General features: G+C 67.8%; 21 protein-coding genes, 1 pseudogene and 1 riboswitch. Of the genes and pseudogenes, 9 read left to right on the top strand and 13 right to left on the bottom strand.

Annotated elements, in window-relative coordinates; all coding sequences use genetic code 11:
- Positions 1 to 70 precede the first annotated feature (70 nt).
- The gene (locus AC5ZH6_RS15385) at positions 71 to 1177 is read left to right on the top strand and encodes a branched-chain amino acid aminotransferase (protein WP_006370558.1); all 1107 of its coding nucleotides are present in this window, start codon (positions 71 to 73) and stop codon (positions 1175 to 1177) included.
- 7 nt (positions 1178 to 1184) lie between these two features.
- On the opposite strand, the gene AC5ZH6_RS15380 is transcribed toward AC5ZH6_RS15385, so the two are convergent.
- The 4 genes from AC5ZH6_RS15380 to AC5ZH6_RS15365 are packed head-to-tail and all read right to left on the bottom strand — an operon-like array spanning position 1185 to position 5050.
- Positions 1185 to 1739: a hypothetical protein gene (locus AC5ZH6_RS15380; protein WP_265076586.1), complete on the bottom strand. Its 555-nt coding sequence runs from the start codon at positions 1737 to 1739 to the stop codon at positions 1185 to 1187.
- 41 nt (positions 1740 to 1780) lie between these two features.
- On the bottom strand, positions 1781 to 2584 hold the full coding sequence (locus tag AC5ZH6_RS15375; RefSeq protein ID WP_265076585.1) for an adenosylcobinamide-GDP ribazoletransferase: 804 nt from the start codon (positions 2582 to 2584) through the stop codon (positions 1781 to 1783).
- An 8-nt stretch (positions 2585 to 2592) separates the two neighbouring features.
- Positions 2593 to 4362: a nicotinate-nucleotide--dimethylbenzimidazole phosphoribosyltransferase gene (cobT, locus tag AC5ZH6_RS15370; protein WP_265076584.1), complete on the bottom strand. Its 1770-nt coding sequence runs from the start codon at positions 4360 to 4362 to the stop codon at positions 2593 to 2595.
- Positions 4363 to 4366: 4 nt separating this feature from the next.
- Positions 4367 to 5050, bottom strand: a complete 684-nt coding sequence (locus AC5ZH6_RS15365) for a DUF3043 domain-containing protein (RefSeq protein ID WP_035728125.1) — start codon at positions 5048 to 5050, stop codon at positions 4367 to 4369.
- A 114-nt stretch (positions 5051 to 5164) separates the two neighbouring features.
- On the opposite strand from AC5ZH6_RS15365, the gene AC5ZH6_RS15360 reads away from it, so the two are divergent.
- From AC5ZH6_RS15360 to AC5ZH6_RS15350, 3 genes are all read left to right on the top strand, one after another.
- Positions 5165 to 6250, top strand: coding sequence for a glycerate kinase family protein (locus tag AC5ZH6_RS15360; RefSeq protein ID WP_006370553.1), 1086 nt, complete (start codon positions 5165 to 5167; stop codon positions 6248 to 6250).
- 110 nt (positions 6251 to 6360) lie between these two features.
- Positions 6361 to 6720 (top strand): HesB/IscA family protein, encoded by a 360-nt coding sequence (locus tag AC5ZH6_RS15355; protein ID WP_006370552.1) that lies wholly within the window; start codon positions 6361 to 6363, stop codon positions 6718 to 6720.
- A gap of 135 nt (positions 6721 to 6855) precedes the next feature.
- A complete protein-coding gene (locus AC5ZH6_RS15350) occupies positions 6856 to 7821 on the top strand; it encodes a carbohydrate kinase family protein (RefSeq protein WP_205741413.1) in 966 nt (321 codons plus the stop codon).
- Positions 7822 to 7836: 15 nt separating this feature from the next.
- On the opposite strand, the gene asnB is transcribed toward AC5ZH6_RS15350, so the two are convergent.
- Positions 7837 to 9762, bottom strand: coding sequence for an asparagine synthase (glutamine-hydrolyzing) (gene asnB, locus AC5ZH6_RS15345; RefSeq protein WP_006370550.1), 1926 nt, complete (start codon positions 9760 to 9762; stop codon positions 7837 to 7839).
- A gap of 438 nt (positions 9763 to 10200) precedes the next feature.
- Here asnB and ctaC point away from each other — a divergent pair, with 438 nt between their 5' ends.
- Positions 10201 to 11268 carry an aa3-type cytochrome oxidase subunit II gene (gene ctaC / locus AC5ZH6_RS15340; RefSeq protein WP_006370549.1) on the top strand — a complete coding sequence of 356 codons (1068 nt, stop codon included), beginning with the start codon at positions 10201 to 10203 and terminating at the stop codon, positions 11266 to 11268.
- The gene (locus tag AC5ZH6_RS15335) at positions 11265 to 11681 is read left to right on the top strand and encodes a cytochrome c oxidase subunit 4 (RefSeq protein ID WP_006370548.1); all 417 of its coding nucleotides are present in this window, start codon (positions 11265 to 11267) and stop codon (positions 11679 to 11681) included. Before ctaC ends, AC5ZH6_RS15335 begins: the two co-directional genes overlap by 4 nt.
- A gap of 65 nt (positions 11682 to 11746) precedes the next feature.
- Here the strand turns inward: AC5ZH6_RS15335 and AC5ZH6_RS15330 are convergent.
- The 6 genes and pseudogenes from AC5ZH6_RS15330 to ctaE all read right to left on the bottom strand — a co-directional run bounded on the left by AC5ZH6_RS15330 (position 11747) and on the right by ctaE (position 19157).
- Positions 11747 to 12988, bottom strand: a pseudogene (locus tag AC5ZH6_RS15330) (alpha-amylase family protein).
- A 65-nt stretch (positions 12989 to 13053) separates the two neighbouring features.
- The gene (locus AC5ZH6_RS15325; protein WP_094600716.1) at positions 13054 to 14571 is read right to left on the bottom strand and encodes a bifunctional phosphatase PAP2/diacylglycerol kinase family protein; all 1518 of its coding nucleotides are present in this window, start codon (positions 14569 to 14571) and stop codon (positions 13054 to 13056) included.
- 139 nt (positions 14572 to 14710) lie between these two features.
- Positions 14711 to 16330: a cytochrome bc1 complex cytochrome b subunit gene (gene qcrB / locus AC5ZH6_RS15320; RefSeq protein ID WP_006370545.1), complete on the bottom strand. Its 1620-nt coding sequence runs from the start codon at positions 16328 to 16330 to the stop codon at positions 14711 to 14713.
- On the bottom strand, positions 16327 to 17502 hold the full coding sequence (gene qcrA, locus AC5ZH6_RS15315) for a cytochrome bc1 complex Rieske iron-sulfur subunit (protein ID WP_006370544.1): 1176 nt from the start codon (positions 17500 to 17502) through the stop codon (positions 16327 to 16329). Before qcrA ends, qcrB begins: the two co-directional genes overlap by 4 nt.
- A complete protein-coding gene (gene qcrC, locus AC5ZH6_RS15310) occupies positions 17499 to 18431 on the bottom strand; it encodes a cytochrome bc1 complex diheme cytochrome c subunit (protein WP_006370543.1) in 933 nt (310 codons plus the stop codon). Before qcrC ends, qcrA begins: the two co-directional genes overlap by 4 nt.
- A 108-nt stretch (positions 18432 to 18539) precedes the next feature.
- Positions 18540 to 19157 carry an aa3-type cytochrome oxidase subunit III gene (gene ctaE / locus AC5ZH6_RS15305; RefSeq protein WP_170320210.1) on the bottom strand — a complete coding sequence of 206 codons (618 nt, stop codon included), beginning with the start codon at positions 19155 to 19157 and terminating at the stop codon, positions 18540 to 18542.
- Between the two features lie 141 nt (positions 19158 to 19298).
- Between ctaE and AC5ZH6_RS15300 the strand changes: the two genes are divergently transcribed.
- Both AC5ZH6_RS15300 and trpD read left to right on the top strand, forming a co-directional pair.
- The gene (locus AC5ZH6_RS15300; RefSeq protein ID WP_238534708.1) at positions 19299 to 19808 is read left to right on the top strand and encodes a hypothetical protein; all 510 of its coding nucleotides are present in this window, start codon (positions 19299 to 19301) and stop codon (positions 19806 to 19808) included.
- A gap of 77 nt (positions 19809 to 19885) precedes the next feature.
- On the top strand, positions 19886 to 20953 hold the full coding sequence (trpD, locus tag AC5ZH6_RS15295) for an anthranilate phosphoribosyltransferase (protein ID WP_014360377.1): 1068 nt from the start codon (positions 19886 to 19888) through the stop codon (positions 20951 to 20953).
- 32 nt (positions 20954 to 20985) lie between these two features.
- Here trpD and AC5ZH6_RS15290 read toward each other — a convergent pair whose 3' ends face one another.
- Both AC5ZH6_RS15290 and AC5ZH6_RS15285 read right to left on the bottom strand, forming a co-directional pair.
- The gene (locus AC5ZH6_RS15290) at positions 20986 to 21264 is read right to left on the bottom strand and encodes an Lrp/AsnC family transcriptional regulator (protein WP_006370539.1); all 279 of its coding nucleotides are present in this window, start codon (positions 21262 to 21264) and stop codon (positions 20986 to 20988) included.
- A 4-nt stretch (positions 21265 to 21268) separates the two neighbouring features.
- Positions 21269 to 23137 (bottom strand): DEDD exonuclease domain-containing protein, encoded by a 1869-nt coding sequence (locus AC5ZH6_RS15285; protein ID WP_014360376.1) that lies wholly within the window; start codon positions 23135 to 23137, stop codon positions 21269 to 21271.
- Between the two features lie 605 nt (positions 23138 to 23742).
- A riboswitch (cyclic di-AMP (ydaO/yuaA leader) is annotated at positions 23743 to 23912 on the top strand.
- 16 nt (positions 23913 to 23928) lie between these two features.
- Between AC5ZH6_RS15285 and AC5ZH6_RS15280 the strand changes: the two genes are divergently transcribed.
- Complete coding sequence (locus AC5ZH6_RS15280; RefSeq protein ID WP_006370537.1) at positions 23929 to 24516, top strand: C40 family peptidase; 588 nt, start codon at positions 23929 to 23931, stop codon at positions 24514 to 24516.
- Positions 24517 to 24564: the final 48 nt, after the last annotated feature.

Below are 24564 nucleotides of genomic sequence, written 5' to 3'. Positions count from 1 at the left end.
TGCAAACCCGGCCCGGCGCAGACGGGAACCTGGCACCGATCGCCTTGCGCCGCGGCGCTACGATGGGCCAATGACCTTGCAGTTCACCCGTACCGAGCACCCGCACCCGGTGTCGGAGTCGCAGCGCGCGGACATCCTCGCAGCTCCCGGTTTCGGCAAGTATTTCACCGACAACATGGTGATGGTGGACTACGACGTGGACCGTGGTTGGTATGACGCCAAGGTGACCCCGTACGGCCCCATTGCGCTCGATCCGTCGGCGATGGTGCTGCATTACGGCCAAGAGGTCTTCGAGGGGCTCAAGGCCTACCGTCAGCCCGATGGGTCGATCGCCGCCTTCCGCCCGGAGGCCAACGGCCTGCGCCTGCAGCGGTCGGGGGAGCGTCTGGCGATGCCGCCGCTGCCGGTGGACGACTTCATCTCCTCGTTGCGCGCGCTGCTCGACGCCGACAACGAGTGGGTCCCCGCCGCCGGCGGCGAGGAATCGCTGTATCTGCGGCCGTTCATGTTCGCCTCGCAGGCCGGGCTGGGCGTCAACGCCCCGTCGACGCAGTACCGCTATTGCGTGATCGCCTCGCCCGCCGGCGCCTACTTCGCCGGTGGTATCAAGCCGGTCAGCGTGTGGCTGTCGACCGAATACGTCCGCGCAGCCCCGGGCGGCACGGGCTTCGCCAAGTGCGGCGGCAACTACGCCGCGAGCTTCCTGGCCCAGCAGCAGGCCACCGCGAAGGGCTGTGACCAGGTGGTCTGGCTCGACGCCGTGGAGCGCCGGTTCATCGAGGAGATGGGCGGGATGAACCTGTTCTTCGTCTTCGGCTCGGGCGCCGACGCGCGACTGGTCACCCCGGAACTCACCGGCTCGCTGCTACCGGGCATCACCCGGGAATCGTTGCTGACCCTGGCCACCGACGCCGGGTTCGCCGTCGAGGAACGCAAGATCACCACCGAGGAACTCCGCAAGGGTGTGACCTCCGGCGACATCACCGAGGTCTTCGCGTGTGGGACCGCAGCCGTCATCACCCCGGTCGGCCACGTCAAGAGCGAGACCGACGACTACTCGATCGGGGACGGCACACCCGGTGAGGTGACCCTCGCGCTGCGCGACACCCTCACCGGTATCCAGCGCGGCAAGTTCGCCGACACCCACGGCTGGATGACCGAGCTCTACCGGCGCTGAGTCGCTCTCACCAGTCGGCGGCGTAGACGAACTCGGCGGCGGGACGCCGCAGGGCCTGCGTGATCGTCATGGCCAGGCGCATGTTGGTGGAGTAGCGGGCGGTCCGCAGGCCGGTCAGCTGGCCCGGCGAGCAGCCCAGCCGAGCCGCCGTCCGTGCCCACGTCGCCCCGCGCCGGGTTCTTGCGGCGTCGAGCGTGGCGTAGAGCCGACCGAGATTCCACCGAAGGCGGTGTGCGTCGTCGCATCGTGGGAGTTCGACGCCGGCGGTCCCGGTTGCCGGGTCTGTGACGAAGTCCTCCGGGGTGACGAAGTCCTCCGTGGTCGCGTTCAGCCACCACAGCAGCAGTACTGCGTGCTGGCAGCTGGTGTTGCCGCGTGTGCGCAGGCTGGCGATCGCCGATGTGCTGAACGAGTGATCATCGGGGCGTGCCGCGTTGAGTGCTGCCGAGAGGTCCCACACCTGGCGGGCGAGTGCGTTCCAGGACAACGATTGCTCCCGGCGCCGGGCGTCGAGCGCCGCATACAGTGCGAATCCGTCAAAATTGCAGTCCGGCACCGGCATACGCCCAGGATGCGCCGCGGCTGTGCAGTGTGCAGACCGACTCAGAGGATCAGTCCGACGAGGACGAGTGCGGTGCCGAGTTCGATGACGGCGCCGAGGACGTCGCCGACGATGCCGCCCATCCGTCGTGCACAGTGCCGACTGAACAGCCAGGTGAACGCGAGCATCACCACGATCGTGGCCCCCGCCCGCAGCCCGGCGGTGATCGAATGGGCGGTGATCGAATGGGCGGTGACCGAGCCATCGAGGGCGCCGATCACGACGCCGAGGGCGACCGCCACCACCGACCACACGACCGCGGCGATGCGTTGCGTACCGGCGACCAGAGCACCGAAGCCATCGGGATGGGCAGGCGGCAGCGCCCGCCGGCACGCGAGCACCGCGGAGACGCGTGCGACACCGATCGCCAGACCGAGCTCCCACCAACGATTCTGGGCGATCAGCGTCGTGAGACCGACAGCTTGCAGAGCCAGCACCAGGATCAGGGTCGCCACGCCGAACGGGCCCACCGAACCCGAACGCATCACCTCGGTGACCCTCTCCGGCGGTCCGTAGCACCCGAGACCGTCAGCGGTGTCGGCGAGACCGTCGAGGTGCATACCCCGGGTGCCGACGGCGAGTACGCCGACAACGAGTACGCCGATCAGCGCCTCCGGCGCGGCGGTGTACGAGAGCCCCCACGCGATCAGGGTCGCCACCGCCGCGAGGAGTACGCCGACCACTGGTACCGCTGCGATGACCGCGCCGCCGAGCCGGCGATCGGGGGTTGCGTCGGTGACACGCCGGGGTACAGGGAGCACGGTCAGCCAGGACAGCGAGACGGCGATCGCGCGTACCGGGCTCATCGGTGAGATCAGGTGGGCGAAGGTGCTTGTGCCACATCGGAATCCGCGCTGTCGACGGAATCCGACGGCAACGCGTCGGCATCGCTGACGCCGGCGTCGGCGAAGGTCGACATCGACGTCATGATGTCGACGGCCGAGAGGACCGTCGGTAGCGCGGACAATGCGCCGGTGCCCTCACCGAGGCGCATCGAATAGGTGTGCAGCGGTTCGAGATCCAGATACTCCAGGGCGATGGCATGCGCCGGTTCGACCGAGCGGTGACCGGCCAGCCACCACCGCGTCGCGCCCGGGGCCATCTCCACGGCGATGAGTGCGGCCGCCGTGACCACCACGCCGTCGAGGATCACCGGTGTGCGCCGCACCGCGGCCTGCGCGAGGAAGCCGGCCATCGCGGCCAGGTCGGCGCCCCCGACTGCCGCGATCAGCGAGAGTGGGTCGCTGCGATGACGACGCCCGCGGCGCATCCCGTCGCGGATCGCGGCGGTCTTGCGCATCCATCCGACGTCGTCGATGCCGGTGCCGCGTCCGACCACCTCGACGGGTTCGCGACGTGCGAGGGTGCCGATGATGATCGCGGCAGGCGTGGTGTTGCCGATCCCCATGTCACCGGCGATCAACAGATCGGCCCCGGAGTCGACGAGATCGTCGACGATGGCCCGCCCGGCGGCGAGGGCTCGGCGGGCCTCGTCGATGGTCAATGCGTCGGTGACCCGCAGATCGTTGCTGGAGCGCCGCACCTTGTAAGCAGAGACCTCTGGGCCGGTGTCGGCGTCGACGGCGATGTCGGCGACCCGGACCGTCGCACCGCACCGACGGGCGAGCACGTTGACGGCTGCACCTCCTGCGGCGATGTTGGCGACCATCTGCGCGGTGACCTCCGACGGGAAGGCCGACACGCCACCCTGGGCCACCCCGTGATCGCCGGCGAAGACCACGACGGTGGGCGTCTCGATCGGCCGTGGGGGACAGACCCCTTGGCACGCCGAGATCCACACCCCGATCTCCTCGAGCCGGCCCAGCGAGCCGGGTGGTTTGGTGAGTTCGAGCTGGCGTGCCCGGGCCGCCTCGGCGACCTGTTCGTCGGGTAGGTCGATGGCGTCGAAGATCTCGGCGTCGGTCGCGTCGGGCACGGGTCCGGTCATCGGGATCGCGGCTGCGGGGGCGCTTGCCGGAGCGGCGGGCGGGGTCGGTGCAGGGGTGGTCTCGGCATCGGGCGGTGCCGGGTCCTCGGCCCGGGGTGCTTCGGTCAGGTCGATGATGCGGCCGGCCACGACGAGGATCACGCGATCACACACCGCGGCCACGGCCTCGTTGAGCGCGCCGAGTTCGTCCTGGAAGAGTCGTCCGGCCGGGGTCGGGGCCACCGGCGCCAACCCGACCTCGGGGCTGATCAACACCAGATCGCCGGTGAATTCGGCTATCGCCGAACACAATTCATCGTTCTCGGCGGAGCGGTCGACGGTGGCCGTCGCCGACCACGCTCCGGTGGCGTCGAGTCGCGCGGCCAGCCAGTTGCCCAGATCATCGACCAGTGTGCTGGCGTGCGGGTCGGCCCGCAGTTCCGACGCCAGATCGCTCGTCTCGACCGTCGTGTACCTCGGATCGCGCCGTTGCCGATGTCTCTCGACGCGCGCGGTCCACTCGGCATCGGTCGTCAGCGTCGGCCCGGTGGCCACATAACGCACCGATGCGGCCGCGCGCAGCAACTGTTCGCCGTGTGCGGACTTGCCCGACCGAACCCCACCCAGGACCAGCGTCCGGACCCCTCGTGCGGTCATCGGCTCAGACTTCGTCGCCGGGGGAGACCTGCGGTTTGGGCGCGCGCATCTGACGTAGCTGCATCGCGCGGGTAAAGGCGTACCAGCCGAGCTTCAGACCGCCCTCGCCGGCGTCGGGATAGCGCTGCGCCACCCGCTTGTTGACCATGCGGCCCAGGATGACCCCGTCGATCGCCATCAGGATGACGAAGGCCAGCAGCAGGAAGGTCGAGTACACCGCGATCGACGGCACGAACATCACCACGATCAACACGATCGCGAACGGCATGAACAGTCCGGCGAAGTTGCGTCGGGAATCGACGAGGTTGCGCGTGTAGCGACGGGCGTCACCGCGATCACGCGGCATCAGGTAGCGCTCGTCGCCGGCCATCATCCGCTCGCGCTGCTCGAGGCGCTGGGCCCGGCGGTCGGCCGACGCCTTTTTCTTGTCCTCCCGCGACATCGAGCTGCGCAGCTCCTTCTTGCGCGCGCGGGCCTCGGCGCGGGTCGTCGGCGGCGGCGCGACCGGGCCGCGACGACGGCCCTCCGCCTCCCGGCGCGAGGGTGTCGGGCGGCCCTTGGCGGGCGTGTAGGCACTGCCACGCTGCGATTTCGAGAGATCAACCGAATCCGTCGAGTCGGAATCGTCAAGGGTCTCGACGGACTCGTCCGCGGGTGCGGAGTCGTCCTTCTTCCATGGCAGTTTCACACCGACGAGCCTAGGTGATCCGCGCTGCCGTGATGCGCCGACCTCCCTATACTTGCCCCGCATGGCGGCCCCGGTGTTTTCCCTGGCTTTTCCGACGCCCATCGGCGAGGTCCGATGCGCGTCCTGATCGCACCCGACTCCTTCGGTGACACGTTGACCGCGGTGTCGGCGGCCGACGCCGTCGCCCGCGGATGGCTCTCGGCCCGACCCGCCGACGAGGTGATCCGCGCACCCCAGTCCGACGGGGGGCCGGGATTTGTCGCGGTCCTCGCCGCGCATCGCGGGACGCTGCACACCGAGACGGTCTACGGGCCGCTCGGCGCCGCGGTCGACGCGCAGTGGCTGCTCGACGACCGCGATCCCGACCACCCCGTCGCCTACGTCGAATGCGCGCAGGCATGCGGTCTGCATCAACTCGGCGGGCGCCCCACCACACGGACGGCGATGGCTGCCGACACCTTCGGTGTGGGCCAGCTCGTCGACGCCGCGCTGCGCGCCGGGGTCGGTTCGGTGGTCGTCGGACTCGGTGGCAGCGCCACCACCGACGGCGGTCGCGGACTCGTCGAGGCCCTCGGCGGCCCGGACCGCGCGGTCGCGCGCTGTGCCGCGGTCGAGGTGGTCGCCGCATCCGACGTCGAGAACCCGTTACTCGGTGCCTCGGGCGCGGCCGCGGTGTTCGGCCCGCAGAAGGGGGCCGATGCCGACACCGTCGGACGACTCGAAGAGCGCATGACCCAGTGGTCGCGGGTGCTCGCCCGCATGGCCGGGCGCGATGTCGGCGCCGACGCGGGCGCCGGTGCCGCCGGAGGTCTGGGTGCGGCGCTGCTGGCACTCGGTGCTCGGCGCGTCTCCGGTGCGACGGTGGTCGCCGAGGTCACCGATCGTGACGCACAGATCGCCGGCGCCGACCTGGTGATCACCGGGGAGGGCAAGTTCGACAGCCAGACCCTGCGCGGCAAGGTCGTCTCCGCTCTCACCGCCACCGCGCGTGCGGCGTCGGTACCGACAGTGGTCGTCGCCGGACAGATCGCACTGAGCGCCGACGAGATCGCCGACGCCGGTATCGCCGCGGCGCATTCGCTCGTCGACCACGCCGGATCGGTGCGGCTGGCGATGGACGACGCCGACCACCAGCTCGAGCGGATGGCTCGCGGTATCGCGGCGGCGTGGGAGTCGACCGGCGGCGGGAATATGTCATGACGGGGTACCGTTGAAGCCGACCGTACGAATGTGCGTTTCCGCGCGTCTGCGCGGGGACTGACCGCAACCGGCCCCACCGAGCCGGCCTCGACCAGCACTGAGGAGCATCGATGACTGTGCAGAACGAATCCGGCGCCGCGACCAGCACCGGAGTCATCCTGACCGACGCCGCCGCGTCGAAGGCCAAGGCCCTTCTGGACCAGGAAGGTCGCGACGACCTGTCGTTGCGCATCGCCGTCCAGCCGGGTGGCTGTGCGGGCCTGCGTTACCAGCTGTTCTTCGACGACCGCAGCCTCGACGGTGACCTCACCGCCGACTTCGCCGGGGTCACCCTGGCCGTCGATCGGATGAGTGCTCCCTACGTCCAGGGCGCGACCATCGACTTCGTCGACACCATCGAGAAGCAGGGTTTCACCATCGATAACCCGAACGCGACCGGCAGTTGCGCCTGCGGCGACTCCTTCAACTGAGTCCGCCCGAGATCCATCTCCTTCCGACCGCATTCCCGGACACCGGGATGCGGTCGGATGCGTTGTGGCACCGGTCGGTAGCGTGAAAGGTCGTTGCCCAGCAGTACCGCCGAGCAGATAGGGCTGAAGACCCCCGTGACCATTTATGTATGTGGCTCGATCGCTACCGACCATCTGATGAAGTTCCCCGGCAAATTCTCCGAGCAATTGCTCGGCGACCATCTCGACCACATCTCGCTGAGCTTCCTCGCCGAGGACCTCGTCGTCCGGCGCGGTGGGGTCGGCGGCAACATCTGCTACGCGATGGGCGAACTCGGTGGAGCGCCGGTCCTCGTCGGCGCGGTCGGCTCGGACTTCGACGACTACCGTCGCTGGCTGGAGGATCACGGCGTCGACTGCCGCGGCGTGCGGGTGTCGGACAAACATCAGACCGCCCGATTCACCTGCACCACCGACGAGGTGATGGCGCAGTTGGCGTTCTTCTATCCGGGAGCGATGAGCGAGGCCCGCGAGATCACGCTCGCCGAGGTCTCCGCGAATGACGCCGAGCTGGTCCTCATCGGCGCCGACGATCCGGAGGCGATGGTCGCGCACACCAACGAATGCCGGGAACTGGGCATCCCGTTCGCCGCCGACCCCTCCCAGCAGCTCGCCCGTCTCGACGGGGAGTCGGCCCGCACCCTGATCGACGGTGCCACCTATCTGTTCACCAACGAGTACGAGTGGGGTCTGCTCCGCGAGAAGACCGGGCTCACCGAGGACCGTGTGCGTGAGATGGTCGGCACCCGCATCACCACCCTCGGTGCCGGCGGCGTCGAGATCATCGGCGCCGACGGCGCGCGGATCCACGTACCGGTGGTCCCGGAGACGGCCAAGGTCGATCCGACCGGCGTCGGTGACGGCTTCCGTGCGGGCTTCTTGACCGCGGTGAGCAAGGGCCTCGGCTTCGAACGTGCTGCCCAACTGGGGTCGATGGTCGCGGTGCTCGTCCTCGAGACGGTCTCGACCCAGGACTGGACCTGGGACCACGACTCGGCGATCGAACGCATCGAGGGCGCCTATGGCGACGACGCCGCCGCCGAGATCAGCAAGGTGTTCTGAAAAGCGCGCCCCGACCTACAGTCGCACCGGATAGGTGTGGTCGGTGATCTCGGGCACCAGTGACTTCTCCACGAAGATCGCGTGCCACACCATGAAGATCAACACCGTCCACAGGCGCCTGCTGTTGTCGACGGCCCCCTCGCGGTGTTCGGCGAGCATCGCGAGGACGGCCGGCTTGTTCAGCAGGTGCTCGGTCTGCGAATGACTGATCGTCTCGTGCGCCCAGTCGTACATCTCGCCACCGGCCAGCCAATGCCGGATCGGCACCGGGAAGCCGAGCTTCTTGCGGTGCAACACATGTGGCGGCACGATCTGCTCGAGCGCCTTGCGCAGCGCGTACTTGGTGGTGCCGTGCGCGATCTTCTCGTCGAACGGAAGCGTCTCGGCGACGGCGAACACCTCGGGATCGAGGAACGGAACCCGCAACTCCAGGGAATTGGCCATCGTCATCTTGTCGGCCTTGACGAGGATGTCGCCGCGCAGCCAGGTGAACAGGTCGATGTGCTGCATCCGGGCCACCGGGTCCCAGCCCTCGCTGCGTGCGTAGATCGGTGCGGTGACGTCGGTGTGCGTCCACTCCGGTCGGTAGTCGACGAGGACCGCACGCAGTCGCGCGTCGTCGAAACTGCGGGCGTTGCCGTAATACCGCTCCTCCAGCGTCAGTGATCCGCGATGGAGCAGACTCTTGCCACGGGTGCCCTCGGGGATGCGATCGGAAACCTTGCCCGCCGCTCGCCGCAGCATGCGCGGCAGCTTGTCGAACGCAGAGAGTGACAGCGGCTCCTTGTAGATGGTGTAGCCGCCGAACAATTCGTCGGCGCCCTCACCGGAGAGCACCACCTTCACGTGCTTGCGAGCCTCGGCGGCCACGAAATACAGCGGGACGAGCGCCGGATCGGCGACCGGGTCGTCGAGGTACCAGACGATTTTTCCGATCGCGTCGATGAACTCGGTCTCGTTGACGACCTTGACGATGTGGCGCGCGCCGATCGCCTCGGCGGATTCGGCGGCGACGTCGATCTCGGAGTAGCCGTCGCGCTCGAAGCCGGTGGTGAAGGTGATGAGATCGGGGTTGTGGCGGATCGCCAGCGCGGCGATGGCGGTGGAGTCGATCCCGCCGGAGAGGAACGAGCCGACGGTCACGTCGGCGCGCATGTGCTTGGCGACGGAATCGGCGAGCACGTCGGCGATCTCGTCGTAGCGCTTCTGACGTGTGGCGTCGGTGACCGGACGCACCCCGAATTGCGGGGTGAAGTAACGGGTCACCGAGGGGGAGTGGCCGGGCCGCACCGTCGCGTGGCACCCGGATTCCAGACGCCGGACGGCGGCATGCAGGGTTTCCGGTTCCGGGACGTACTGCAGTTCGGTGTAGTGCTCGACGGCGCGCGGATCGAGATCGGTGGACAGCTCGAGCCGGTCGAGCAGTTCCAGCAGGCTCTTCTTCTCACTGCCGAACGCCGTTCCGCCGGGACCGGTGGCGAGGAACAGGGGCTTGATACCGAACGGATCACGGGCCAGGAACAGCGATCCGGTGTCGGTGTCCCAGATGGCGAAGGCGAACATACCGCGCAGCCGACGCACCGCGTCGGGGCCCCAGTAGTGGAAGGCCGCGACGATCGCCTCGCCGTCGCCTTCGGTACGGAAGACCGCCTGCTCGTCGGCGGCGAGCTCGGCGCGGATCTCGAGGTAGTTGTAGATCTCACCGTTGAAGACGAGTGCGTAACGTTCCGGGCTGTCCGGGGGACCCCACCGCAGCGGCTGATGCGAATGCTCGATGTCGATGATCGAGAGCCGGTTGAACCCGAAGACGAGGTGCTCGTCGTGCCAGGTGCCCGGCTCGTCGGGCCCGCGGTGTCGCATGCAGTGGCAGGCTTCGGCGATGAGGTCGACGGCGGTCGCCGCCGAGCCGTCGGGGGTCAGCAGACCGAGCAAGCCACACACAGGGATTCAGGCCTCTTTCGACATCGAGTGGTTTGAATGACAGATTGCGTCCGCAACGCCGGGGTTCGCCGACGGGTCCGAGTATGCCGCATCGTGGTTCGCAGGGCCGTCCGGCACCGCCGTGGGGAGGGCCGAAACCGCTCCCGAACAGGCGATGTCGGGGTCGGTCACAGGAATCCGACGCGCTGATCCACCCCAACCGAAAAAGTTCCCGTGAGTTGGTCTACGCTGCGTAGTACATAGGCGCGGCCGCGGTGTGACCGCGGTGCCCGCGGGCGTTTCGGCCGGTTGGTCGGGTCCCCTCGGAGACAACGCGTCGAGGCAGGTCATGTGGCATGCGACTCGCACGGCGGGAACGTCGCGGCGAGCGAGCAGGAAGGCGTGAAATTGGCACACGGTGAACGGCCCCGGGCCCGGCGTGTTTCGTCTGCATCGCGGATGATCAAGCGGTTCGGCATCGTCGCGATCCTCGCCGTCGGGGCTGTGGTGATGACGGGCTGCAGTGGCGACGAGATCGTGCGGTTCGGCTGGCCGGTCGGCGTTACCCCGCAGGCCGAGTCGATGCGCCACCTGTGGACCTGGTCGGTCATCGCGGCGTTGCTGATGGGCATCCTGGTGTGGGGTCTGATCTTCTGGACCATCACCTTCCACCGTCACAAGGAAGGTCAGGACGAGTTCCCGCGGCAGACCGCCTACAACGTCCCGCTGGAGCTGACCTACACGGCCATCCCGTTCGTCATCATCGCGGTGCTGTTCTACTTCACCGTCATCGTGCAGACCGACGTGGAGAAGAAGACCAACGACCCGAAGGTCGTCGTCGACGTCACCGCCTTCCAGTGGAACTGGAAGTTCGGCTATCGCCAGGCCGAGGTCAACGGCCAGGAGAAGCAGTTCCCGAGCACGCTGGGCAACCCGTTCGACCTGCAGGTGCAGCAGAACACCCACGACGGTGAACCGCTGCCCGGACCGGCCAACGGCCGCGACGACGACATCCGCAACTACCTGCGGTTCGACAAGATCGAGACCATCGGCACCTCCACCGAGATCCCGATCCTGGTCCTGCCGACCGATCAGCGCATCCAGTTCGAGCTGGCGGCCGCCGACGTCGTGCACTCCTTCTGGGTGCCGGAGTTCCTGTTCAAGCGTGACGTGCTGCCGTTCCCCGAGCAGAACCACACCGACAACGTCTTCCAGATCGAGAAGATCGAGCGGACCGGTGCGTTCGTCGGGCGCTGCGCGGAAATGTGCGGCACCTACCACTCGATGATGAACTTCGAGGTTCGGGCGGTCTCCCCGCAGGACTTCGATCGCTACATCACCTATCGGGACACTCATCCGCAGGCGACCAATGCCCAAGCGCTGGAAGCGATCTGCCAGCAGCCCGAGTCGGTGGTGACGGTTCCGTTCGACACCCGCCGCAAGAGCAATGGCACCGCCGCCGCGACCGGCGACCCGAACAACACGCGGCTGGCAGGCTGCACGATCAAGGAGAGTGACTTCCAGTGAAGATCGAAGCCCGGCTCTTCGAGCTCCTGACGGCCTTCTTCTTCCTCGCCGGCGTGATCTACACGCTGTGCACGGCGTTCACCTCGCACGGCGTGGAATGGGTCGGCGTGGTCGGCATGTACTTCAGTGCCGGTCTGACCCTCATCGCCGGAACCTACTTCCGGTTCGTCGCGCGACGCGTCGAGATCCGTCCGGAGGATTACGAGGACGCCGACATCGAGGACGGCGCCGGTGAACTCGGCTTCTTCAGCCCGCACTCGTGGTGGCCGATCCTGCTCGCGGCCTCGGCCGCGATGTTCGCGATCGGATTCGCCACCGGCAACATCTGGTTCTGCATCTTCGCCGCGGCGTGCATCATCTCTGCCGCCGCCGGAATGGTGTTCGAATACCACGTCGGCCCCGAAAAGCACTGAGAGCGAACTCTTCACGTTTTGATCGGCGCGGTGCACGCTTCTCGCGTGCCCCGCGCCGATCGCGTTCAACGGAGCGAGGACCAGAGCGTGGCGCCGGCTGCATCGTCGATGCGGACCTGCGGGTGGTCGTCGAGATCGATGTGGACGTCGATCCATTCGCCGCCGTGCGCGGCACTGCTGCGGTAGCTGTATCGCGTGTTGGTCAGCGTCAACGACTCGGTTCTCGCCGTGACGAGCCACGGGTGCCTGCGTCGTAAACCGATCAGATCCTGGTGCGCCCGCATGATGTCGCGGCCCCAGTCTGCGAGCTCTGCCGGGGTGTCGGGAAAGGCCGGTCGGACCGCGTCGTCGCCGCCCACCCGCTCCTCCTTGATCCCGGTGAATCCCTGCTCGTCGCCGGAGTACACCGACGGGACACCGCCGACGGTGAGCAGGATCGCCGCGGCGAGAACGGCATGATCGGGTCCGACGAGGCTTGCGATGCGGGTGACGTCGTGATTGCCGACGAAGGTGTTCGGCACGAACCGCGCCAGGAATTCGTTGTGGCGCACCAGGGCCCAGTTCAGTTCGAACAGGTTGCGGTCGGCGATGGCCGACCAGATCGCCTTCCACAGTTCGTACTGGGTGACCGAGTCGACGCCGGAGGAGGTGACGAAGGCGCTGTAGTCGCCGTGGATGACCTCGCCGAGGAACCAGGCGTCGCCGTGCCTGCCGCGGACCTCGGGTAGCACCCGACCCCAGAAGTCGACGGGGACCGAATACGCGGCGTCCAGCCGCCAGCCGTCGATGCCGCGGTCGAGCCAGTGGTTCATCACGGCCACCGCGTGGTCGGCGGTGCGCGGGGACGCATGGTTGAGGCGCACCAACGACGAATGCCCCTCGAACACGCGGGGTCAGGGCCCGCCGTCGGCCGCCCAGTCGATGTCGAACATGTCGGCCTCGGACCCGGGTCCCTCATGCAATGCACGCAGTACCGCCGGGTGCTGATCGCCGATGTGGCTGAAGACCCCGTCGAGGACCACCCGCAGTCCCCGTGCCCGACACTGCGCGACGAGATCGTCGAAATCCTGCTGCCGGCCGAGGCGGGGATCGATCCGGAACGGGTCGACGACGTCGTAGCCGTGAGCCTGCGAGGCGAAGACCGGACCCAGCAACAGCCCGGAGGCGCCGAGTTCGACGGCGTAGTCCAGCCAGTTCAGCAGACGGCGCAGTCGGGGAGCCGGGGCCGCGTCGTGGTCCCGGATCGGTGCGCCGCAGAATCCGAGAGGGTAGACATGCCACCAGATGGCGTGATCGATCCACCGCATGGTCGGGCCTCCTGTCGTGCCTCGGCAAAGGGCTGGGACGGATCGGTGTCCGGGCGGAAGCGGTCTCAGGGCTTTCCGACGACGCTGGAGCCGTACACCTTGAGGGCACGATAGGCGACGGTGAAGGTGGCTTCCCGATAGGACTCGCCGATCTCACCGTCGTGCGCGACGACCACCGGCTCCTCGGAGCTGAACGAGAACTCCGGGACCTGCATCTCCCGGTAGGAGCGGGAGCGCTGCAGGCGGCCGCTCAACAACCCGAAGACCAGCCGCGCGAACGCCCACCGTCCGCCGGCGACGAGGAAGCGGACGTCGAGGAGTCCGTCGTCGAGGCGTTCGCGACGGGCCGGGGCGAACCCGGATGAGCCGTACATCGAGTTGCCCAGCAGGAACAACGTGACGTCGAGGTCCTCGCCGTCCACCCGGATGCGTTGCGGTCGGGAATGGCGCAGGACATGCAGGATCGCCAGGGTGCTGGCCAGTGCCTTTCCGGTCCGGCCTTCGAGGCGTTCGCGTGCACGCACGAAATGCGGGTAGGAGCCGATGCTGGCGGTGTTCAGCACGACCCGATCCGACCCCAGCCAGGCCGCGTCGACGCGGGTCACCCGCCCCTCACGCAGTGCGGCGATCGTGTCGTCGGCGGTCGTGGCCCCGATGTCGCGGGCGAAGTGATTGAATGTGCCGCCGGGGAAGACCGCGAGCGGGGTGTCGGTCGCCAGCGCCGCGGCCGCCGCGGTGGCGACCGTCCCGTCGCCACCGCAGACGGCGAGCACGTCGCAGTCCTCGGCGGCGTCGCGGGCGATCGCGGCGAAGTCGTCGCCGGAGTCGAGCTCCACGACTCGGGCGGCGGGCAACTCGGCGCGGATCCGGTCGCGGATCCGCGCACCCCGGCCGTCGCCGGACGCCGGGTTCAGCAACACGGTCACGTTGGCGCCGTCGGTGACCTCCGGTGCCTCGTCACGGGTGGGTCGGGGGATCGAGATCCGGCGACGGGTGATCGGCGGTGCGATCTGGCCGCCCGCGGTCGCCACGGCCGCGCCGATTCCCAGGCCGATCGCCACATCTCCCGGATAGTGCACGCCGGTCGCCACCCGGGAGAAGCCGACGAGACCGGCCAGTGCCGACATCGCCAGTCCCGCAAGGGGACTTTCGATCGCCACGCCGGTGGCGAAGGCGGCAGCGCTCGCGGAGTGCCCCGACGGCAGCGAGTTGGAGGTCGGGAGTGTTCGGCTTCGGCGGGGCGCAGGCACCAGGGTGGCGGTCGGGCGGGGCCGTCGTCGCAGGCGCTTGGCGACCTGATTGGTGACCAGACTGGTGACGGCCAGCGAGCCGAGCCCTCGCACGGCACCGCGCTGCAGACCGGGCCGGCCGCTGGCGGCGAGTCCGATGGCGATGGCGATCCACAACTTGCTGTGGTCGGCCGCACGTGTCAGCGGTGGCATCGTGGCGTCGAGCAGCGGGCTGGGGGAGCGGGCGATGGAGTCGTAGACGGCGGCGTCGAGGGACCCGAGGCCGCGGGTCACGCGATCGGCTCGCCGCGCGACCGCTCGGGCACGGAGGCGGTCGACGAAGGTGCGGGGCATGGTTGTCACGGTACTGGCCGGGCCCCGACAGCGGGCGAATCGGGCACAAACGAATCGGCTGTCGTCACGTGATCCGTGACGACAGCCGATGTCGTTGTGTTCGTTGCACTTGCGGCGGTTGCGCCGGTCTCGAGGTTGGCTACTCGAGCGGGTTGCCGCCCTTTTCCTGCAGCTCGCGCAGGGCCTTGCGCTCGGCGAGTTCCTGCTCGTGCTCGTGCTCGATGTTGCGGTTCTGCTGCTCGGGCGGGTCGGCGAGCAGGATCGAACCCGTGCCGGGGGCGCCGGAGGAACCGAGTTTGTTCATCCGCTTCGGAACGGCTGCGCCCTCGTAGGGGAGCGGGATCGGATGACCGTGGCTGTCGACCGGGCCGAGCGGCTGATGCAGCTCGATGTACTCACCCTGCGGCAGGCGCTTGATGATGCCGGTCTCGATACCGTGGGCCAGGACCTCGCGGTCGCTGCGCTGCAATGCCAGCGCCCAGCGGTAGGCGACGAAGTACAGCAGCGGCGGAATGACGATCAGACCGATGCGGCCCGCCCAGGTCGTCGCGTTGAGCGAGACGTGGAACTTCAACGCGATGATGTCGTTCATGCACATCAGCGTGAGGATGATGTAGAAGCTGAAGGCCATCGCGCCGAGGCCGGTACGCACCGGGGTGTCACGCGGACGCTGCAGCAGGTTGTGGTGCGCGTCGTCGCCGGTGAGGCGCTTCTCGATCCACGGGTAGGCGAACATCACGCCGAACATCAACGTGATGATCACGACGCACCAGAACACCGCCGGAATCGTGTAATGACCCCAGTAGAGCTCCCAGTCGGGCATCAGACGCACCAGACCGTCTGTCCACATCATGTAGATGTCGGGCTGCGAGCCCGCCGAGACCTGCGCCGGGTTGTACGGGCCGAGGACCCACACCGGGTTGATCTGGAAGACACCGGCCATGATCGCGAGGACACCGGTGACCACCGCGAACATCGCACCGCCCTTGGCGGCGAAGACCGGCATGATGCGCACGCCGACGACGTTCTTCTCGGTGCGGCCGGGGCCGGGGAACTGCGTGTGCTTCTGGTACCAGACCAGCGCCAGGTGAGCACCGATCAGCGCGAGGATGATGCCCGGGAACAGCAGGATGTGCATCACGTACATGCGCGGGATGATGATGTCGCCCGGGAACTGACCGCCGAACAGCGCCCAGTGAATCCAGGTGCCCACCAACGGGATTCCGAGGACGATACCGCTCATCGCGGCACGCACACCGGTTCCGGAGAGCAGGTCGTCGGGCAGCGAGTAACCGAAGAAGCCCTCGAACATCGCCAGGATCAGTAGCAGGCAGCCGATGATCCAGTTGGCCTCACGCGGACGCCGGAACGCGCCGGTGAAGAAGATGCGCGCCATGTGGATGATGATCGACGCCGCGAACAGCAGGGCCGCCCAGTGGTGCACCTGCCGGACGAACAGGCCGCCACGCACCTCGAACGAGATGTTGAGCGTGGTCTCGTAGGCGCGGGTCATCATGACGCCCTTGAGCGGCTCGTAATCGCCGTGGTAGATGACCTCGCTCATCGACGGATCGAAGAAGAAGGTCAGATACACACCCGAGAGCAGCAGGATGATGAAGCTGTAGAGGGCGACCTCGCCGAGCATGAAGGACCAGTGACTCGGGAAGACCTTGTTGATCTGCCGGCGCATACCGGCGGCGAGGTGGTACCGCGAGTCCACCTCTTCGGCCTGTGTGGCCATGCGGTCGGCGATGGTCATGAGTCACGCTCCCAGAAAGCCGGTCCGACGGGTTCGATGTAGTTGCCCTGGTTGTGGGCACGGTTGGCGACCAGGTACCCCTGATCGTTCACCGTTATCGGCAATTGCGCCAGTGCGCGTGCTGCCGGACCGAAGACCGGTTTGGCCGAGTCGAGTGCGTTGAACTGCGACTGGTGGCACGGGCAGAGGATGCGGTTGGTGCGCTGCTCGTAGAGCGAGGTCGGGCAGCCGAGATGGCTGCAGACCTTGGTGTAGGCGAAGTAGTCGCCGTAGTTGAAGCTCTCCTGGCCCTTGCGCTTGATCACGTTGGCCGCGTCGGCGGGACGCAGACGGATGAGCATCACCGGGTTGCTGACGTAACGCAGACCCCAGACGAGCTTCTCGCGGGACTCCTCGGTCTCACCGAGTCCGTCGGACACGCGCCACGGGAACACGGTCTCCATCGCCCCGGAGTCGAGGTCCTCGGGCCGGACGAGCGCCACCCGGTAAGGGTCACCGACGTCGCGACGCAGGAACACCGTCTCGGTGGGGTTCTCCTTGGAGTTGTAGATCGGTGACCAGCCCGAGTTCCACAGGGGAGCGTCGTCACGATCGGCCCACGGGTTCTTGATGATGCCGCCGACCGCGGCGATCACACCGGTGAAGGCGAGTGCGCCGAAGGCGAAGATGCCCGAGCCGATGATCATCTTGCGACGACCGAGCGTGGAGGTGGTGCCGGAGTCCTTGAGCTCGGCGACGATGGTCGCCTTGTCGACGTCGCTGGAACCGGGCCCGTCGTGACGATCCTGTACGGAGATCTCCGACGGCAGGAACTTCTTGGTGATCAGCACCAGTGCGATGCCGATGGACAGGATCGCCAAACCGAAGGTGATGCCCAACAGCGGCGTGTTGAGCGTGTACCACCAGTAGTTCGGGTCGTCCGGCATGGCGAAGTGCCAGTGATTGAAACAGAAGACGACGAAGCAGGCGAGCGCGGAGATGCCCGAGATCGTCAGCCAGATGGCGACCTGACGCTCGGCACGCTTCTCGACACCGGTACCCGGCTCGGGGTAACGCTCGCCGCGGTGGATGATCTCCACACCGTCGAGGTTGGTGCCGAGTTTGACCAGCTCGTCGTTGCTCATCTGGTCGAGTTCGTCCTTGGTCGGGACGTCCTTATCGCTGACGGTCATGCTCGAGATCCCATCCACATCGCGGCGGCGACGATCGCCACAACCCCGACAAACCACATCACCATGCCCTCGCTGACGGGGCCGAAGCCGCCGATCCCGAGGCCGCCCTGCGGCTTGGATTCGGTGACGTACTTGATGAAGCCGATGATGTTCTTCTTCTCGTCCACCGACAGCTGGCGGTTGGAGAACTTCGGCATGTTCTGCGGGCCGGTGAGCATCGCCGTGTAGATCTGCTGTTCCTTGACGTCGGACAACGTCGGCGCGAACTTACCGCCGGACAGTGCACCGCCACGGCCGGTGAAGTTGTGGCATGACGCGCAATTGAGTCGGAACAGCTCGCCACCCTGGGCGAGGTTGTCGCCGCGGAGTGAATCCTGGGCGACGACGCGCACGCCGTTCTCGGTCTTGATCGAACCGTCCGGGTTGTGCTCGTAGATCACACTGGGACCACCACCCATGCCCTGGATGTAGGCACCGAGCTGGTCGATCTGGGCGGTGGTGAACTTCGGTGGCTTGCGCAGCGCCTGTGCCTCACCGCGAGCGGCGGGCATACGGCCGGTAGACACCTGGAAGTACACGGCCGCGTCACCGACACCGAGCAGCGACGGGCCGCGATCGGGCACACCCTGCAGGTTGGCGCCGTGACAGGTGACGCACGAGGTCTCGTACAACTGCTTGCCCGCACTGATCAGCGCGGCGTTGTCGACGTCGGCGGTGGCGACCTGCGGCTTGGGCGTCAGCAGCGACGCGATCATGCCGGCCATGAACAGACCGGCGAGCAACAGGATGGTGCCGCTGACACGTCGGCGAAGCTTGCGTCGTGCCTTCGACCGGCGGGCGGAACTCGCCGGGGTCGTCGACGGCGTCGCGACCGATTCGACCGCGTCAGTTGCGTCGCTATCCGACGATCGCGGTGGAGATGAACTCATCTCTAGTCTCTCTACTAGCGGACGGACTCTGGGCTGTGATGCGGGTTCACCCCGCGCAAATCTCGGTTACTGCGCAGGGACTCCGGGTGCTCCCGGCGTGCCGCGCTCTCATCGGATGAAGTAGATCGTCACGAACAGGCCGATCCACACGATGTCGACGAAGTGCCAGTAATAGGACACGACGATCGCCGCGGTCGCCTGGGCCGGGGTGAACTTCGACAGCTTGGTGCGGATCAGCAGGAAGATGAAGGCGACCAGACCACCGATGACGTGCAGGCCGTGGAATCCGGTGGCCATGTAGAACACCGAGCCGTAGGCGCTCGAGGACAGCGTCGTGCCCTCGTGCACCAGGTGGTAGTACTCATAGCCCTGACCGCAGACGAAGAACGCGCCCATGAAGAAGGTCAGCAGGTACCAGCGGCGCAGTCCGAAGACGTCTCCGCGCTCGGCGGCGAACACGCCCATCTGGCAGGTCACCGACGAGAGGATGAGGACCGTCGTCACCGGGATGGCCAGGGCCAGATTGAGTTCGGTGGGCTCCGGCGGCCATCCGTCGACCGGATTGGCGTTGGCGCGCGCGACGAAATACATCGCGAACAAGCCTGCGAAGAACATCAGCTCACTGGACAGCCAGACGATCGTGCCGACACTCACCATGTTGGGCCGGTTGAGTGAGTGCACGCGCGCGGTGATGGCCGTTCCGGAAGTACCTACAGCGCTAGTCACAAGTTGAAGTATGACGGTTCGTAGTACGCGGTGACCACTTGGGTCCGAGATTGGTGGGAACTTTTTCTCTTCGCGCTGGTCGGCGCCGGTTGCGCGGGTGTCTCGGCGTGTCTGTGGGGCCCGTCGTGGTTTGCTCGGGGCATGGGTACTTCGCGATCGGGCCACGAGCCGGACCCTGCGCCGCGGGACGTGAACGGCCGTCCGGTGTCCCGTTCCCGATGGCAACGACTCACCGCACGGATCGGTTCCCACCGCGAGTCGCAGGTGATCGACGTCGACGACACCGACCTCGAGGTCGTTGCGTCGTGTGTCGACGACGCCGCGTCGAGTTCGACTGTGCTGGAAGGGTCTTCGTGGCGCCCGGCGGATCAGGCGGTGGTCCGGCATGTCCTGGCGCTGCCCACCTCGCGGGTGTCCGACGCGATCGCGGTTGCCGCGCTCGACGGGTACCGGCCGGTGCATCCGGAGCAGGACAGCCCGGTGCCCGACGGACACGAGACGGTGGTGCTGGCACGGGTGCAACTCGTCGACGCGCTGCACCTGTCGCAGGAACGATCGAGGATGGCCAGTCTCGGATCGCGACACGGCGGTCGGGCAGTGGGGTGGCAGGTGCTGCAGCGCGCCGAGAAGGCGGACCACTCCGGCCGGTGAATGGGCGGGTGAAAGGCCGGGCCGTGGGGTGGGCCCCACAGCCCGGGGATTGTCGGGTCAGCCCTACAGTTCTTGGGGTGAGCAGCGCGCAGACGTACACGTGGCCGCAGATCCTCGGCCGGGTCACCGACGGCATCGACCTGACCGTCGATGAAGCGGCCTGGGCGATGAACGAGATCATGACCGACGGGGCGACCGGAGCACAGATCGCGGCGTTCGGGGTCGGGGTCAAGATGAAGGGCGCCGCGCCCGCCGAACTGCGTGGGCTGGCCGCGGCGATGTTGGAGCACGCGGTACCGGTGACCGTGTCCCGGCCCGCGATCGACGTGGTCGGCACCGGCGGCGACCGCTCGCACACCGTCAACATCTCCACCATGACCGCCGTCGTCATCGCCGCAGCCGGCGTCGCAGTGGTCAAACACGGCAATCGCGCGGCGTCGTCGAAGAGTGGTGGCGCCGACGTCCTCGAGGCGCTCGGCGTGTCGATCGGCCTGGGGGCCGCCGATGTCGGTCGCTGCGTCGACGAGCTGGGGATCGGATTCTGCTTCGCGCCCGTCTTCCATCCGGCGTTCCGTTTCACGGGGCCACCGCGTAGGGAGATCGGCATCCCGACGGTGTTCAACGTGCTCGGACCGCTGACCAACCCGGCGCGTCCCTCCCGCGGGCTGATCGGCTGTGCCTTCGCCGATCTCGCACCGGTGCTCGCCCAGGCCTTCGCCGAACGGGACGCGGCCGTGCTCGTGGTCCGGGGCGACGACGGACTCGACGAGCTGACGACGACCAGCACCTCGACGGTGTGGCAGGTCGTCGATGGCCGGGTCGTCGAACTCGCCTTCGATCCGCGCGAACTCGGGATCGAACTCGTGGAGCTGTCCGCGCTGCAGGGTGGCGACGCCACCGCCAACGCCGCGATCGCCCGCGACCTGTTCGCCGGGGCGCGGGGACCGGTCCGCGACGCGGTGGTCCTCAACGCCGCGGGCGCCATCGTGTCGGCGGAGATGACCGAGGCCTACAGCGTCGACAGCCTCACCACGGCGATGGTGGCGGCGAAAGCGCGCGCCGAGGCCGTCATCGACTCCGGGGCCGCAACCGCGCTGCTCGATCGGTGGGCCGCCCGCTCACAGGAGCTGGCCGGTCGGCCGTAGACAGGTCACACCTCGAGTCACGTCGACTCGCGCTACTCCTCGCCGATGGAGAAGCCGCCCTCGACCTCCGAGCTGGAGTAGCTGCGGAAGGCGATGTGGGTGGCGGTGTGGGTCACCCCCGGTAGCCGGTTGATCCGGCCGGTCACCACGTCGGCGATCTCCGCGTGGTCACGCACCTTGATCTTGGCGATGAGATCGACGTCGCCTGCACACGAATACACCTCGGCGACGCCGCTGATGTCGGCGACCGCCTGCGCGGTCTCCGGGATGCGGTGAACGTCGGCGTGGATGAGGACGATGGCGGTGATCATGGCATCAGCTTAGGGCGTGGATCCCCCCGGCCCGTACCGCCTTTGCGCGCTGCGCCACGGCCTTCGGGTGCGGGGCCGGCGTCCGGCGGCGGGGCACGGCGGTCTCGGCGGCCGAGCGCGCCGCGGCCGCCCACTCGCCGCGGCACGCGGCCGATCCGACCGGTGACGCGAATCCCTCGGAGCCGGCGACGATCCGCACGCCCGGCTCGCCGAGCCACCGGTACAGCAGTGCCGATTCCTCCGGGGACGCACCCAGCAGCGGCCCTTCCCCGGGTAGCACCGTCTCCGCGGAGGCGACCAACGCGTCGACGACCGGCATGGGGGCCACGCCCCGTCGGGCGTGCCCGGCCGAGGCCAGCCGACCGTATCGGATCACGGCCAACTCCCATCCACCCGCGCCGTCGGTCCGGGCGACGACGATCTCCGCGATCCGGCAGAGCGCCGAGAGTCGCTGACAGCGTGCCAGCGTGTCGATGGTCGCGGCGACGCGATCGCGGTGACGTGCCGCGGTCTCGAACATCTGCGCGTCGGTGAGCCGATCGAGTTCGTCGATGAGCCTTGACAACAGAGCCGAGTCGCGGCCGGAGAGCAGATCGTGGGCGGCCTGTACCCGGCCGACGTAGTCGGTGACCGTCAGTGGACGGTCGGTGGCCGCGGCGCACCCGCCGAGGACGTCGCCACCGTCGGCGGGGGTCCGGCACCAATGGTGTGTCGCGGCGACCGGCATCCGGGCCCGACAGGTGCGCAGTCCGGCGGCTCGTGAGATCAGCTCCGCGATCTCGGCGGCGCGGTTGCGATTGGCGACCGGTCCGACGGAGTCGGTGCCGGGGGTTCGGGTGATCTGCAGTCGGGGAAATCGCTCGCCGGTCAGCGTGATCCACCAGCCACGGTGGGGACGGGTGGAGCGCCGGTTGTAGGCGGGCGTGTGCGCGACGATCAACCGCAGTTCGCGGACCCCGGCCTCGAGTGCGTGGGCGCATTCGACGTGGTCGACGCGGACGGCGAGGTTGACCATCTCGGCGATCCGGGGTCGTGGGTCGGACCCGTTGAAGTACGACATCACCCGGCGTCGCAGATCCGTCGCGGTACCCACGTAGAGCACCTCGGCGGACGGTCCACGGAACAGGTAGACCCCTGGTCGTGCCGGAAGTCCTTCGGCGAGATGGCGTTTGGCGCGCAGGCGGGGGTTGCCGCGGGGTAGATAGGCGGTCAGGTCGGCGTAGGTGCGCACCCCCTGGTTGCCGATGCGCTCGAGGAGCCGATGCAGGACCTCCACGGTGGCGCGGGCGTCGTCGAGGGCCCGGTGCGTCGGACGCACCGAGACGTCGAACAGGTCGGCGAGGGCACCGAGACGGACGGTGGGGGCCTCGTCACGGGTCAGCACGCGGCGCGCGAGCCGGACGGTGCACAAGCTGGTGTGGAACGGCCAGGCCAGGTCGAGCCGCGCGGCGTTGTGGCGCAGGAATCCCATGTCGAAGCGCGCGTTGTGGGCCACCAGCAGGCATCCGCGCGCGAACTCGACGAAGGAGGACAACACCTCCCCGATCTGTGGGGCGTCGTAGACCATCGCGCTCGTGATCCCGGTCAGCGCGACGATCTGCGGCGGGATCGACCGCTGCGGGTCGACGAGGGTCGCGAACTCACCGAGCACCTCGCCGCCGCGCACCTTCACCGCGCCGATCTCGGTGATGGCGTCGCGGGCCGGATCGCCCCCCGTCGTCTCCAGGTCGACCACCACGATCGTCGTATCGAACAGGGACTGCTCGCCGAAGCCCGCGTCGTCGGTGTCTGCTCCTGCGCCGAGGTCGGCGAAGGAGAGCTGAGCCGTATCAACCACCACGCCGCGAACACTAGTTCGACCCACCGACAGCATTGGCTGGGGTGCGAGTGGCTGCTGTGATCGGTGTGTTCTCGGGCCCGTCGTCGGCGGCGCGCCGATTCTGTCGGTGGCCACTTCTACTGTCGGCTGCGGTGGTCGACACCGGAGCTCGCCCGGCCCGTTGCGCAACGGGCCGGGACGGGCGGACCGGGATGAATCGCCCGCCGACACGTCCGACAGACAGCAAGTGAGATGGAGATCACAAATGTACATCGACTGCGCCAGCTGCCCGGGCCGTCACCGCGCGTGTGACGGCTGCATGATGAACCTCTTCGTAGAGCCTGTGACCAGCGGTGATGGGGACGATCTCGGTGGTCGACGGGTGGCCCGCGAGGTGGGGGATTCCGACGCCGAGATCTGCTCCGCGGTTGATGTGTTCGCTGCTGCTTCGATGGTGAGCACGGCGTCTGCACGATCGGCAAAACTTGCCATCGGCCCTGCATGCGGACCCGGTTCGCGCCCGGGTCTGCGGATTCTGCGAGCCGGTTAGCCGTCACCGCGAATCGGGCCCTTTGTCCCCTAGTGGACAGACACGCATCCGATTTCGTAACCTTTCCGAGACCTTCACAGAGCGTCCCGCTTCAAACCGAAGCGGTCTGGGGAGATCACCGCTCAATCGTCCGACGGACGAACCGGGGAACCACACGTTTTCGGAGCAATCCGGATTGGGGTGAGTCGCGCCCTGGACACAGTTGTGTCCGGATCGCGTAGGGCCATTCTCTCGGCCCGAACCCGACAGCTAACTCGGTAGGCGGTCAAGGGAGAACCAAAGGAGAACTCGTTTCGTGGCCAAACATCGTTTGGAACAGCCGAATCGCGGAGGCATCGCCAAGAAGGCGATGATCGCGGGCTCGCTGACCGTCGGCTCGCTCGCCGTAGCCGCAGGTCCGGCCCTTGCCGCACCGGCTCCGGCGCCCAGTGCGACCATCGAGATCCCGAATCTCGGCAAGTTCACGGTGCCCGGCATCGATCAGAATCAGGTTCCGAACCAGTTCCGCCCGGGTGGTGGCGGCATCACCGCCCCGGTGCAGAGTGCTGCCGAGAAGGCCGTTCGTGCCGCGGAAACCAAGATCGGCGCGCCCTACGTCTACGGCGCCGCCGGCCCCAATGCCTTCGATTGCTCCGGTCTCGTCTACTGGTCCTACCAGCAGGCCGGCAAGACGATCCCGCGCGACAGCTACGGCCAGCTCGGCGGTGGACGCGCGGTGAACTACGCCGACGCGCAGCCGGGCGACGTCCTGATCTTCAACGGTGGCAGCCACGCCGGTCTCTACATCGGCAACGGCCAGTTCATCCACGCCTCCACCGAGGGTGTCCCGGTGCAGAAGGCGTCGGTCAACGCATGGTCGCTGACCGGGGTTCGCCGATACTGATCCCGCTCTCGGTGAGAACGTGTGAGCATGTATTCGGGCGGATCGCGC

The organism is Gordonia sp. YC-XJ4, assembly GCF_059511865.1.
This window is presented reverse-complemented; position numbering and strand designations above follow the sequence as displayed.

What these genes read in the sequence shown, in the direction of transcription:
- AC5ZH6_RS15385 (WP_006370558.1), top strand. Translation starts at nt 71, where the DNA reads ATGACCTTGCAGTTCACCCGTACCGAGCACCCGCACCCGGTGTCGGAG.
- AC5ZH6_RS15380 (WP_265076586.1), bottom strand. Translation starts at nt 1,739, where the DNA reads ATGCCGGTGCCGGACTGCAATTTTGACGGATTCGCACTGTATGCGGCG.
- AC5ZH6_RS15375 (WP_265076585.1), bottom strand. Translation starts at nt 2,584, where the DNA reads ATGAGCCCGGTACGCGCGATCGCCGTCTCGCTGTCCTGGCTGACCGTG.
- cobT (WP_265076584.1), bottom strand. Translation starts at nt 4,362, where the DNA reads ATGACCGCACGAGGGGTCCGGACGCTGGTCCTGGGTGGGGTTCGGTCG.
- AC5ZH6_RS15360 (WP_006370553.1), top strand. Translation starts at nt 5,165, where the DNA reads ATGCGCGTCCTGATCGCACCCGACTCCTTCGGTGACACGTTGACCGCG.
- AC5ZH6_RS15355 (WP_006370552.1), top strand. Translation starts at nt 6,361, where the DNA reads ATGACTGTGCAGAACGAATCCGGCGCCGCGACCAGCACCGGAGTCATC.
- ctaC (WP_006370549.1), top strand. Translation starts at nt 10,201, where the DNA reads ATGATCAAGCGGTTCGGCATCGTCGCGATCCTCGCCGTCGGGGCTGTG.
- AC5ZH6_RS15325 (WP_094600716.1), bottom strand. Translation starts at nt 14,571, where the DNA reads ATGCCCCGCACCTTCGTCGACCGCCTCCGTGCCCGAGCGGTCGCGCGG.
- qcrB (WP_006370545.1), bottom strand. Translation starts at nt 16,330, where the DNA reads ATGACCATCGCCGACCGCATGGCCACACAGGCCGAAGAGGTGGACTCG.
- qcrA (WP_006370544.1), bottom strand. Translation starts at nt 17,502, where the DNA reads ATGACCGTCAGCGATAAGGACGTCCCGACCAAGGACGAACTCGACCAG.
- qcrC (WP_006370543.1), bottom strand. Translation starts at nt 18,431, where the DNA reads ATGAGTTCATCTCCACCGCGATCGTCGGATAGCGACGCAACTGACGCG.
- AC5ZH6_RS15300 (WP_238534708.1), top strand. Translation starts at nt 19,299, where the DNA reads ATGGGTACTTCGCGATCGGGCCACGAGCCGGACCCTGCGCCGCGGGAC.
- AC5ZH6_RS15290 (WP_006370539.1), bottom strand. Translation starts at nt 21,264, where the DNA reads ATGATCACCGCCATCGTCCTCATCCACGCCGACGTTCACCGCATCCCG.
- AC5ZH6_RS15285 (WP_014360376.1), bottom strand. Translation starts at nt 23,137, where the DNA reads ATGCTGTCGGTGGGTCGAACTAGTGTTCGCGGCGTGGTGGTTGATACG.